Origin of the sequence: Nitrosomonas communis (assembly GCF_024102715.1) — a bacterium.
Classification (GTDB): domain Bacteria; phylum Pseudomonadota; class Gammaproteobacteria; order Burkholderiales; family Nitrosomonadaceae; genus Nitrosomonas; species Nitrosomonas communis_B.
In genome coordinates this window covers 1-10,272 of the sequence record NZ_JAGFJM010000035.1, presented here as the reverse complement: position 1 = coordinate 10,272, position 10,272 = coordinate 1, and the positions used below count along the sequence as shown (strand labels likewise).

Annotated in this window: 20 protein-coding genes; 9 read left to right on the top strand and 11 right to left on the bottom strand. The window is 47.8% G+C overall.

Annotated features, from left to right (window positions below; genetic code table 11):
* Positions 1-168 precede the first annotated feature (168 nt).
* Together J5I83_RS03560 and J5I83_RS03555 are read left to right on the top strand one after the other, a co-directional pair.
* Positions 169-423, top strand: a complete 255-nt coding sequence (locus tag J5I83_RS03560) for a hypothetical protein (RefSeq protein WP_304053334.1) — start codon at positions 169-171, stop codon at positions 421-423.
* Entirely contained in the window at positions 420-659 is a 240-nt protein-coding gene (locus J5I83_RS03555; RefSeq protein ID WP_304053333.1) for a hypothetical protein, read from the top strand. The genes J5I83_RS03560 and J5I83_RS03555 overlap by 4 nt, the downstream gene beginning before the upstream one ends.
* A gap of 21 nt (positions 660-680) precedes the next feature.
* Here J5I83_RS03555 and J5I83_RS03550 read toward each other — a convergent pair whose 3' ends face one another.
* Positions 681-917 (bottom strand): hypothetical protein, encoded by a 237-nt coding sequence (locus J5I83_RS03550; protein ID WP_304053331.1) that lies wholly within the window; start codon positions 915-917, stop codon positions 681-683.
* Between the two features lie 66 nt (positions 918-983).
* Positions 984-2,732, bottom strand: a complete 1,749-nt coding sequence (locus tag J5I83_RS03545; RefSeq protein ID WP_304053330.1) for a transglycosylase SLT domain-containing protein — start codon at positions 2,730-2,732, stop codon at positions 984-986.
* Between J5I83_RS03545 and J5I83_RS03540 the strand changes: the two genes are divergently transcribed.
* Positions 2,719-3,015 carry a hypothetical protein gene (locus J5I83_RS03540; protein WP_304053328.1) on the top strand — a complete coding sequence of 99 codons (297 nt, stop codon included), beginning with the start codon at positions 2,719-2,721 and terminating at the stop codon, positions 3,013-3,015. The genes J5I83_RS03545 and J5I83_RS03540 overlap by 14 nt on opposite strands.
* A gap of 133 nt (positions 3,016-3,148) precedes the next feature.
* On the opposite strand, the gene J5I83_RS03535 is transcribed toward J5I83_RS03540, so the two are convergent.
* Genes J5I83_RS03535 through J5I83_RS03515 form a run of 5 tightly spaced genes read right to left on the bottom strand, consistent with a single transcriptional unit; the run spans position 3,149 to position 5,352 of the window.
* Complete coding sequence (locus J5I83_RS03535; protein WP_304053327.1) at positions 3,149-3,532, bottom strand: hypothetical protein; 384 nt, start codon at positions 3,530-3,532, stop codon at positions 3,149-3,151.
* A 44-nt stretch (positions 3,533-3,576) separates the two neighbouring features.
* Entirely contained in the window at positions 3,577-3,795 is a 219-nt protein-coding gene (locus tag J5I83_RS03530; protein WP_304053326.1) for a hypothetical protein, read from the bottom strand.
* Positions 3,785-4,456 (bottom strand): helix-turn-helix transcriptional regulator, encoded by a 672-nt coding sequence (locus tag J5I83_RS03525; RefSeq protein ID WP_304053325.1) that lies wholly within the window; start codon positions 4,454-4,456, stop codon positions 3,785-3,787. Before J5I83_RS03525 ends, J5I83_RS03530 begins: the two co-directional genes overlap by 11 nt.
* 4 nt (positions 4,457-4,460) lie before the next feature.
* Entirely contained in the window at positions 4,461-4,982 is a 522-nt protein-coding gene (locus tag J5I83_RS03520; protein ID WP_304053324.1) for a hypothetical protein, read from the bottom strand.
* Positions 4,948-5,352: a helix-turn-helix domain-containing protein gene (locus J5I83_RS03515; RefSeq protein ID WP_304053322.1), complete on the bottom strand. Its 405-nt coding sequence runs from the start codon at positions 5,350-5,352 to the stop codon at positions 4,948-4,950. The genes J5I83_RS03520 and J5I83_RS03515 overlap by 35 nt, the downstream gene beginning before the upstream one ends.
* A 388-nt stretch (positions 5,353-5,740) precedes the next feature.
* Here J5I83_RS03515 and J5I83_RS03510 point away from each other — a divergent pair, with 388 nt between their 5' ends.
* Both J5I83_RS03510 and J5I83_RS03505 read left to right on the top strand, forming a co-directional pair.
* Positions 5,741-5,989 (top strand): hypothetical protein, encoded by a 249-nt coding sequence (locus J5I83_RS03510; protein WP_304053321.1) that lies wholly within the window; start codon positions 5,741-5,743, stop codon positions 5,987-5,989.
* A gap of 167 nt (positions 5,990-6,156) precedes the next feature.
* The gene (locus tag J5I83_RS03505; protein WP_304053320.1) at positions 6,157-7,224 is read left to right on the top strand and encodes an XRE family transcriptional regulator; all 1,068 of its coding nucleotides are present in this window, start codon (positions 6,157-6,159) and stop codon (positions 7,222-7,224) included.
* Positions 7,225-7,343: 119 nt separating this feature from the next.
* On the opposite strand, the gene J5I83_RS03500 is transcribed toward J5I83_RS03505, so the two are convergent.
* The 3 genes from J5I83_RS03500 to J5I83_RS03490 are packed head-to-tail and all read right to left on the bottom strand — an operon-like array spanning position 7,344 to position 8,317.
* Entirely contained in the window at positions 7,344-7,733 is a 390-nt protein-coding gene (locus tag J5I83_RS03500) for a type II toxin-antitoxin system HicB family antitoxin (protein ID WP_304053318.1), read from the bottom strand.
* 3 nt (positions 7,734-7,736) lie between these two features.
* Positions 7,737-7,982 carry a type II toxin-antitoxin system HicA family toxin gene (locus J5I83_RS03495; RefSeq protein ID WP_304053316.1) on the bottom strand — a complete coding sequence of 82 codons (246 nt, stop codon included), beginning with the start codon at positions 7,980-7,982 and terminating at the stop codon, positions 7,737-7,739.
* Entirely contained in the window at positions 7,979-8,317 is a 339-nt protein-coding gene (locus J5I83_RS03490; protein ID WP_304053314.1) for a hypothetical protein, read from the bottom strand. The genes J5I83_RS03495 and J5I83_RS03490 overlap by 4 nt, the downstream gene beginning before the upstream one ends.
* Positions 8,318-8,378: 61 nt before the next feature.
* Here J5I83_RS03490 and J5I83_RS03485 point away from each other — a divergent pair, with 61 nt between their 5' ends.
* From J5I83_RS03485 to J5I83_RS03470, 4 genes are all read left to right on the top strand, one after another.
* Positions 8,379-8,588: a hypothetical protein gene (locus tag J5I83_RS03485; RefSeq protein ID WP_304053313.1), complete on the top strand. Its 210-nt coding sequence runs from the start codon at positions 8,379-8,381 to the stop codon at positions 8,586-8,588.
* A gap of 145 nt (positions 8,589-8,733) precedes the next feature.
* A complete protein-coding gene (locus tag J5I83_RS03480) occupies positions 8,734-9,066 on the top strand; it encodes a hypothetical protein (RefSeq protein ID WP_304053311.1) in 333 nt (110 codons plus the stop codon).
* A 14-nt stretch (positions 9,067-9,080) separates the two neighbouring features.
* Positions 9,081-9,371 (top strand): hypothetical protein, encoded by a 291-nt coding sequence (locus J5I83_RS03475; RefSeq protein ID WP_304053310.1) that lies wholly within the window; start codon positions 9,081-9,083, stop codon positions 9,369-9,371.
* Positions 9,368-9,616: a hypothetical protein gene (locus tag J5I83_RS03470; RefSeq protein WP_304053309.1), complete on the top strand. Its 249-nt coding sequence runs from the start codon at positions 9,368-9,370 to the stop codon at positions 9,614-9,616. The genes J5I83_RS03475 and J5I83_RS03470 overlap by 4 nt, the downstream gene beginning before the upstream one ends.
* A 120-nt stretch (positions 9,617-9,736) precedes the next feature.
* On the opposite strand, the gene J5I83_RS03465 is transcribed toward J5I83_RS03470, so the two are convergent.
* Positions 9,737-10,072, bottom strand: a complete 336-nt coding sequence (locus J5I83_RS03465; protein WP_304053308.1) for a hypothetical protein — start codon at positions 10,070-10,072, stop codon at positions 9,737-9,739.
* Positions 10,073-10,272: the final 200 nt, after the last annotated feature.

The window sequence follows — 10,272 nt, the reverse complement described above, 5'->3', positions numbered from 1 at the left end:
ATATTCACCAGACCTTAACCCCATTGAGCACAAATGGGCACAAGCCAAAGCAATCAGAAAACAACAAAACCAAACCGTTGAGCAACTCTTTAAAATTGAATCATTTTATGTGACGTAGGCTATAACTCATTACTATAACGTTACCGAGTAACATACAGGGAGCGTGAAATGGTTAAATCAAACAAAGAACGCCAAGCCGCATACAGAGCCAGAAGACCGTTTGCTGGTGAAGATGGAAACGGGGAGCGCAGGGTAAGCATGTACGTGAGCACAAGGGCTGCACTTGCGTTAGATCGCCTGGCACGTCACCATAGTGTGACAAAACGCCAAATGATGGAGCAGTTGCTGATTGCTGAAGACGATAAGATTCTGGCTAAGCTGGATTTAGGTACTGATGCCTGGAATGAGTATTTTGGTAATTGAGTTACGACGTAACGCAATTATCTGCGTTAGTTGAAATTCTGGTGCGCCTTGAGCCGGGAGAGAACCGCCCCGGAATGCTCTCTGCTGCTGAATACCTTGCTACCTTGCCGTATCGAGCAACAGGTCATAGCTTCTCGCTCAACCATGCCCTAACGCATGATGAACAGTCCCAACCGAATGGAACCACATTACCCCGTCCTCCGACGGTTCGCTCAAGGCGCAGGTTGATAATATAGCACTATCTGCGCTATTAGCGACTAGCGCCACTGGTAGTTGAATTGAAATTCTGGTGCGCCTTGGTCTGAGTAGCCTTCTCTCAGGTTCGCTATCCATTGCTGAATACCTTGCGGCATTGAGTAACGGGTCACTGCGTGCTGTTCCACCCTCCGGCGGTTCTCCCAAGGCGCTATTGATGCAGCTTTAATCCGCGGGGAGTTGTTCCGATGTCCAGGGGTGCCTAGTGAGCCAACAGCCAAGCCCGGATCGACTTCCACCCCACTTGCTCACTATGGATTCAATATTAGACTCTGCGAATAGCAGAGTCAACGGTCAGGTTGATCTTAATTTCCGCCCAAACCACCAGTCACAATATTGGCTATCCTGCGGTCTTTTACGTCCTGTCCAACGTCTTGCTGAATGGGCGATATCACTGTGAGCTTTCTATCATTTCCGCTTGCAAGTGGCGTGATTACCGACGGTGCTTCCGTAATTGCGCTTGGAAACGATATGTGCGGTACCGCCGGCGTTTTGACGGACACTACCTGTGGTGATGCCACGGCCTTCATTGATACAACGTTCGAACTTGGAGTGACTGTCACGGCGCTGTTGAAGCGATCTTCAAGGGCACGCTTGTTTACAGCAATATAATCTTCAGCGGTCTTGCTATTCGCGCCATAATTGAGATTCATCGATTTCTGAGCACGTGGTGACAGTTCATTCTTAGATTTACCTTTGGCTGCACCCTCTATGATCTCTTTTGCTGATTTCGGATCCAGTTGATGCATCATGTACAGGTTTCCTTCTGTCACAGGCAGACCGTGATTCTCCAAAAAAGCGATATTCTGCTTGGTGAGCGCTATGGCTCCTTTGATGTTTTCGTCAACGTCAAAGCGGTTTTTAACACCTAATCCTGAAGCGGTTTGTCCGGTAAGCTGAAACAAGCCGATAGCGCCAGTCTTGCTGATAGCGTTAGGATTCCCGCCAGACTCCATAGCCGCAAATTTCAGCATCATGGCGGGATCGAGTCCGTGCATTCTGGCTTGCTGCGCGATCTTTTCCTGTATTTCAACCGGCATACCGTCCCTCATGTTGGCGGATGTATTGGCTGAGCTTGTTTTTAATGCCCTTATGCGCTGTGCTTCAGCGTCGGTATAAGTGCCATACTTGGCTAGACTATTCCCACCTTCTACGCCCTCAAATGATGCTCTATGCCGGTATCCTTTGGGCAGCGCCTTCTCCATCATCGATCCGCCTACAACCTCTCCAGATTCAAAGGCACGTTTTGCGGCATCCGATATCGGTTCTATGGCTGTTCCTATTTTGCTGAGAACCTTTTTGCCTGCATCAATAACCGGTTTGAATTTGGATTCAAGATCGATGCCGATCTTTTCTTTAAAGAATCCATTCACGCCTTCAAAGAGACTGGCAAAACCGCTGCTTATTGCGTCTACGATCTGGCCCGGCAAATCTGAATTCCTTAGCTCATCGATCCACGCGCCGATTTTCTCACCGGCAATCCTTCCAAGATCGTCACCAAAATACATGCCTAACGATCCACCGACGAGACCACCCACAGCAGCACCCAGCGGGCCGCCAACTGAACCAACAGCCGCGCCCAGCTTCGCACCACCGTACAACCCGGCAAATGTTCCAGCTATCCCGCCAACACCTCTGGCTGTGTTTCCTTCATTAATGTCATCGATATTTCTGGCGCTTGAAATTAGAGCGCCGACAACAGGAAGCCTTCTTAACAAAACCATTGCAGCCGCTATGACTTTCGGAAGATGCTTCATGATGGATTTGATTATTGCGGCAGCAATTCCCGCCCACATAAAAAGATTAGTGCTTCCCGACGATTCCACCACAGGTTTATCTCCAATGTTCTTGAGGCTGCGATTGGCTGCTTTGTTGAAGACCGTTTCTTCCTTGCGAAACAGCTTCAGTTCACCAAAGATGCGTTTGAACCATTTGTCTTCCGTTTTTCGTTTCAGGCCGCTCTGCGTTACTGCGTAACCACGCGCCAACGGCTGAGCGATTTCGTTGAATGATTTGATCGCGGGATCGGTTTCTTCCGCTTTGCTAACATCCATCTGCATCGATCGCACCTGTGGCTTCCTGTCAGTAGGTGTCGCTATCTCCAGCGAAGGTGTTGGAGATACTAATCTGTCAATCGTCAAATTGTCTGCCTTGATAATTGACGTGGGCAATACTGATGCAGTCGTTAATGTGGTTTTGATCTGTGTGGCGCGCGCGGTTGGCAGGGCTACCGCAGAACCGCTTGCCGGTCTGCTCTCAGGACTGGCGATCTTCCTGTCAGTCGTGCTTATGCTTGCCAATGCAGCGCGAATAGAGCGTATATCATCCCTGATTTGACCCCATACGCGGACTATTTCTAATTCAAATTTCTCCCCAATCAGGAAGCCTTGTGAATCGTGTTTAAGTGCCATGTTTTTCTCCTAAAAATGGGTGGCTGTTCGGCTGTTTTCGCGGGCTACAGAAACCTTGCTCAATCAGCCAAACCATCGCTTTCCCGTGCTATAAGCGCATTGATTCTCAAGCGCCGTTCTGCCAGCATTTCCCTGCGTTTAGCTGCTTCTGACAGCGCTTTTTCATAAATTCCATCCAGCACTTCTTTGGGAGGGAATATGTTGAGATTGATATCCTCTTTAACCTCAACCTTGTCCTTCCACTTCGAGGGCTGACGGTTCTTAAGCCAGATGAATGCCGCAGCAGTATCGGGAGGGTAGTGCTTGGTTATTTCCGTTAACGTGATCTCGCCCTGGTAATTGCTCACATGTGTGTCGGGATGGGAATAGCCAGTGGCTCTTTTGTAAAGACTCTCAGCTACTTTGGAATCGGCTTCCAGCTTACCTTTATTTATGGACTCCATAAAATCTGGATAATCTATTTTCCAGTTATTTAAAGTGCTTACAGCTATATGTAAAAATCAGCTAATTCTTCATCAGTAGCCCCCAACAAACAAAGTCTATACGCTTGTTCAGCATACACTTCTCTATACAGAGTTGGCCGCCCAACAGGATTAGCCTCCTTGATGGTTTTTTTAACTGGCCCAGAAACCTTGCTTTCATGGTTTTCAGAAACCTTGGAAACCTTACGCCTGGCGCCAGGCTTACTTGTCGGTTTAGCCGTCATTGTTCAATTCCTCCGGTTCGTGAGAATCCTTCCGTGCAGACTTGATGCTGGTCAATACCTTCTCGAATCGTGAAGCTCCGCACGACTCTTTGAACAGGGTCATTTTGATGCTTGCGGTTCGGCAACTTTCCCTAAGCCTGGCTACGGATGCCACAAGCTTGCTGCCACCACGCATTTCATCAAAATCGGCATTACGGTTACGAAACGCTTCCAGCGAAGTGACTATCTGGCTTGATGCCTCAAGTGTCTCACTGATGAATTCGTCCGTGGCGTGAATATCGTCATGAAGGTGCTTTAGTATGTCCATGTCCTCCAGTCGCATCCTTTCGATCTCGTCAAACAACCATTGCGATACTGAGCGCTCCATGCATGCCCGGGCGCTCAATTCCCAATCGTCGCTAACACCAAAGAGATAATCAAAAGACACGTCATAAATCCGCGCTGCGCGGTCAATCAGCCACAGCGGAATTTGATTAATGTTGCTGGCCGTCTCTAATTTGTTCAGCCACTGTTTGCTGCATCCCAAGCGCCTGGCGGCCTCGATTTGTGGAAGGTCGCAAAGCTCGCGGGCCTCGCGCAGTCGCCCTCCAATCGTTTTCACAACCATTAACTGGCGTTTTTCTGAATCCTCACGGAAAGCCCGTTCCTGTACTGGATGCATAGGCTTACCTCTGAAACAGTCTGTGCGCCCGGCGGATTCCTTCCACGTCCAGTCCTGACAAAAGGGACTCGTTGTACGCAGGAGCATCAGCAATGAATGCCGTAAGTTTCTGTTCCTCGTCACGCAATGCTTCTGTTTCTGCGTCCAGTTCGGCTATTTGTTCAACAGGGCAGGGAATGATTTTTTCTATTTCCTCTGCGGAGAATTTTCTAGCAAGAAGCTCGTTTACCTTCCTTTCGTGATGTGAAATCAGTCCTTTCCTTTGAAGCCCTTTAAACTTGATACTCTCGATTACCTCGCTATAACGTCGTACTACGGCATCGATTAGTTCAACGTCACGGTTTTCGTATTGCCGTCTGCCGTCTTCTATCACTTTGACTGCTGCCGCCAATTTGACGCTCAAGAAATTAACGAACCGCTGTAATTCAATCGCCTCCTCGCCAAACTGAAGCGATTGCAAATCTATTTTCCTTAAAGCGTCAATCGCCGGTTCAAGTTTTTCTCTGGCGTGGTAGGCGTTTTTCATATCGGTTTTCGTGATTTTTGTGGATGTTGCATTTGCGTTCATTTGATCTCCTTGTTTGTGAATCTGAAAGCCATTCTGGCGTGCCTAAACTGTATCGGGCTACGTTTCGCCTGATGCGGCCTCTAAATGTGATTTTTTGTTCAATTTTCGTGATGATGTTGAAGCCCTTGTTGCGCAAATCGTGAACACGTGCTGCGGCTTCAGGAATTGCGTGATCGGCGGTCAGCGTGAACGATAGAATCGAGCCATGCTGACGGATCAGGCTTAAGACTTGCGCGCACTGTCCCGTGACTATCGGTTGGCTTGCGGTACAATTGCCTGATGGTGCGAAGCGGGCTGACTCCTTGATCCGGTTGGCTCGCTTGTTCATTTTTTTGAATCTCGGGCTTGTTGCGTCTTGCCTAGCCGTTCGAGCAAAGCGCGGATGTCCTCGGCTCTCCAAGCGGATGCTCGTTGATTGGCCAGCTTTACCGCTGGTGGGTAGATGCCTTCTCTGATGCCTCGGTACCATGTTGATTTTGAGACGGGCACGATCGGTGGAGACCCGTTAAGCCCGAGTATCGTTCCAAGCCTGATGAATCCAGTTTCTGGAAGTTGTTGCATATGCACTCCTGTTTGAATGATCAGGAACACATTGTGAATCGACTTGAACAGGCCTCTATGCGGATTTTCCGGTTTCTGAGACGTTATTAGCTGTTGCAGCGCTTTGTGCGTCCAGGGGAGGGGTCTAGGGACACCGGCGGGAGGGGTACCCTCCCTTGGAAGGGAGGGGTGACGCTATCGTGGGATGGCGCAACTTTGACCATGCCACAAAAGACAAAGGCCACGACGAATCGCGGCCTCTATCTATGACGACTACCAACGGCGGGGGAATGTATCCTTCCCGCATCGCGCGTCACCAGCTTGACGGTGCTTTATCGGCTAACAGGGAAGATTTCAATCAATCGGCCAATAACGCCATGTCGTTACGCTGTAATTTTCAGGATTACATGTGGATGAGTCCATAAAACCACGTAACGTTTCCTCCTCCCTCATTTTGAACTATGGTAATTTTTACCATAGTTGATACCTCAACCAGAGCAGAAAGATTGTATGCACCAAGCAAGCGTTAAGGTTTACAATAGAAGCTAATTGATAGCTTTTTGTAAACCACAACTTGAATAGGGGAGGACGTATGATAGGTGAACGTTTGGCACGTGCCCGCGCTGCGTCTAGCCTGTCTATGCGGGCGCTAGCTGAGCAAGTGGGTGTTAGCGCTAATATGATCAAGAAGTATGAACATGATCAGAGCATGCCAGCATCGCCCATTTTGCTAAAGCTAGCTAAAGCTCTGAGTGTGCGAACAGAATATTTTTTTCGTCCAGTTAAAGTCGATCTAAAAGAAATCAAATATCGTAAGCATTCAGGCACGCCTGAAAGCATCATCAAGCGAATTCATTCGGATGTGTTGGATCAGGTGGAACGTTGGCAAGAACTTGCCAATCTGTGGCCTAATTTCCCTATCCTGCCATTCCAATTACCCGAAGGGCTGCCTGTTTCCATTTCAGAAATGGATGAAATTGAGGCGGTCGCTAATCATGTCCGCAAGGAATGGGCAATAGGTTTTGATCCAATAGCTGATCTAATAGACACGCTGGAAGCACGCGGTGTCTTGGTAATCATGGCATCTATAGATCAAGGGACTAAATTTGATGGCATGCAGGCCAGTATTGGCAATCAACCAATCATTGTGATTTCTGCCAATTGGCCTGGGGATCGTCAACGATTTACTTTAGCACATGAATTAGGGCATTTGATATTACATGGGCGGTTATCTCATGAATTGAATGAGGAAAAAGCCTGCAACCGTTTTGCAGGTAGCTTTTTACTCCCTGCATCGTCGATCCGTGAACAACTCGGTGAGAAACGGCATAATCTGGAAGTTCGCGAGCTTCATCTGCTGAAACTTGAATACGGACTAAGCATGCAAGCTTGCTTGTATCGAGCAAAGGATTTAGAAATTATCGGCAATAGTACATTTGAGAAACTGATTAAGCTTTTTAGTTGGAACGGCTGGCGCAAGCGCGAACCATGGGATCCTTGCCCAACTGAAAAAACTTACCTGTTCCAGCAACTGGTTTACCGTGCATTGGCCGAGGATATTGTCAGCGAATCAAAAGCCGCTGAATTACTAGGTATGCCGCTGGTTAAATTTCATCAAGCACGCAAGCTGGAACGACCGGATGCAGCTATTAATCAGTGATGCAAACATTCTGATCGATTTAGAAGAAGGTGAATTGCTGCCTGATATCTTTCATTTGCCTTATCAGTTCTGTACTCCAGAATATTGCTTTAATTATTGGTGATTAACAGCAGACACCATCAACTCTTCAGCGCCAAATGAGCAATAAACCCTGAGCGTGTTTCACCTGCTGCTTTGGCTGCTGCGTCTATCCGTCGAAGCACGCGGGAAGGTAAAGTGATATTGATGCGCTCTACCTTATCGGATAATTCCGCCAAATCTATCGTTACAATAGCCCAAATCCAGCCAGCGTACTCAGGATTGGCCTGATGCTCTGTGATTGATTTGGATTCAGGCACGGTACCGCCATCGTCAATAATCGTTTCCAGCCACAACTCTATAGCTTCCTTGGCGTTATCAATTGCTTCGTCAATGGTATCTCCAGCCGAAAAACAGCCGGGAAGATTGGGAACGATTACGCCAAAGGCATGATTGTTGTCACCTGTTTCAATCGCTATCGGATATCTCATTTTCTACTTGGTATCCAACGCAGCATAAAACGCTTTCTTGCTAACACCTACCTGCTTTGCCATTGAAGCTATCAAGTCTTGACTGAATGGCGATTTGGGACAGTCCACGGTTACCTTGAAGAGCTTGCCGTTCTCCACCTTTACCCATTGCTCATGGGATGTTCCCTTCTGAGGTCTTGGGGTAAACCCAAGCGATGTCAGGATTTTCTTAACATCCTTGCAGGTTAGCGGAGGGTGCGCTCCGCTCATTCATTGGTATTTGCTTGAGGAACAAGCGGCATAGGAAGTTTAAACATTGTGCGCATACCATCACGCAACAAGCCGATGTGATGCATGAGTGAGTAATAGTAGTAGGTAGCTATTTGCTTGAAAGGGGCTTTTCTCTTTAATAACTGATTGGCAAACTCACGGTCTTCTCCAACCAAGGCATCATAGAGATATTCACTAATCATGGTTTTCAGCTTGTGTTTGACTTCTGGCAAGCTTTCACCTTGAGCGGCCAGACAAAAATCAATGCAGAAAGCTTGCCATTGATCGCCCTTCTTATTGATGTAACACCGTAATATCAAATCAGTTGGCTTCATAGAATCAATCTCCACAATGGCATTTTATTTTGAGTAAATCAAGGTCGTTTAAGTTCGCCCATTGGCGAATCATAACGGCTATATGCATCTCACGCAATATCACTACGTGCGCGGCTGGGTGGTCTTGAATAATCTGATCTTGACACACCTCCACCTGCTGCCCTATGCTTGTCATGTCGCTGGCAAAATCCAGCGATCTGGTTTGGAAGCCAGGAAATTAGGCGGATTACCGCTATTGAGCGGTTTTTTTACGTCCGTAATCTTATGGTAATCCTTTTATGGGTGGCTGTATGTGGGAGGGCCTTGTCCCTGCCGGTTCCTAATTCCGGTCTTCCAACCCGCATACGCGCCGCCCACCAGTTCAAGCTATTTGAGCTGTGGCGGAATCTCAAACCGTAATTGAAAAGGAATAAGTTATGGATAATTCAAGCGATCAAAAACCCACCGACAATCAAACCGACATTGAAATAAAATTGCGCTTCACATTGTTTAACATTGACGCTTTGTCTCAGGATGGGCTATCCGAGATTAGTTCCATTTCCAGACTCGCGCTTGCCAGCCTCGAAACACCAGAAGGTTACCGGCACATGGACGACATCGCCAATGCCCTGCGAGCCATCTGGAGCAAGGCCGAAGACATCCAGGGCTGCATCAACGCCCAAGCGGAGGATGTCGGCTGCAACTACGTCGATAACGCCCAGAGCCGCCGCTGGGCTGCTGAACGTAAAGCCCGTAGCGAATTGAATTGATTGGAGAATGCGCCATGGAAAAAATCGAATACAAATCCATCCCTCAGGAAAGAGCGGAATGCATATTCAGTCTTGCCTCTGATGATTTTGAAAAACTATCGATACTGCTTCAGTCGATTGCCAGGGTTTCGGACGATGAATATCTTGTGAAAGGTTTGGCTGATACAGCTTTAAACGTTTGCTTAGAAGCTTACGGACAGTTGCGCGAGTTGTGTCTTGAGGCAGGACTGGACACCAGAAATATAGAGTACCATCCAGCATTGGATGAGAATGCGGTCGTTCAAGCTTTTGGGGGTGGCAAATGAACCAGCCGACATGCCAAATGACATGCGAAGAAATAAGAGAGACCTTTATAGCTCTTTCATTGCTTGCTGAACGCGCTGAAACGCTCATTGAAGCGGCTATTGAGCTTTCAGAACCACAAAACGGGCTTCCTTTCGGACTCATGCAAGAGAGCCTGCATGTCCTAAGTGAATTGTCTAGGGAAGCTAGTGAGAACGAGTTTAGAATTTTGAAAGAGTTGAGACTTCCTCACGACCCTGAGGGATGAGGCTTGACGCGCAGCAGTTCAACCTAAAACGCGCGCAAGCGATTATTATGCTTTGGACAAATAATAAGAGTTGTCTTAATGCAAATAATCGCTTGCTGCTCGATCTGGCGAGTCTGAGGGTCACTCTCTCGCCTTGAAGTGGTGACACCTGCGTAGCACGTCAGGCACAGGCCTATAACGTGAATTGTGCGGATTTGTTTTCTGCCACTGCTTGCAACGCCCTTGCCGATCCAGAAACACACAGTCACTGCAATAGTGCCTGTAATCGCGGTCAGACAAACGAAGAACCTTTTCGTTAACGATAGGCCGCTTTGCTGCTTCAGCGTTACTCAGTAACCTTGACTTGGTAGCCTGTGCCTCCTGAACAAAACGCTTTCTGGCTACTTCGTCCCTCGCGCACTTCTCAATGATCAACCTGAACAAATAATCATTGCTCGGTCTGCCACCATCGGTCATCCATTGGCGAATGGTTTCGAGGTCTTGGGCTTTGCTGTCATCTTTGCTGGATAAAACACAAGGTGACTCTTTTTTATAGCAAAGCTCAAATAAATTGATTACAATTCATAGATGACTTATCCATCATCATTTCGCTGCAAAGTTTTGTCCGTTCGCAAGAAGGAAGGACTTACCATTGCGCAGGCGGCGGCGCGTTTTTG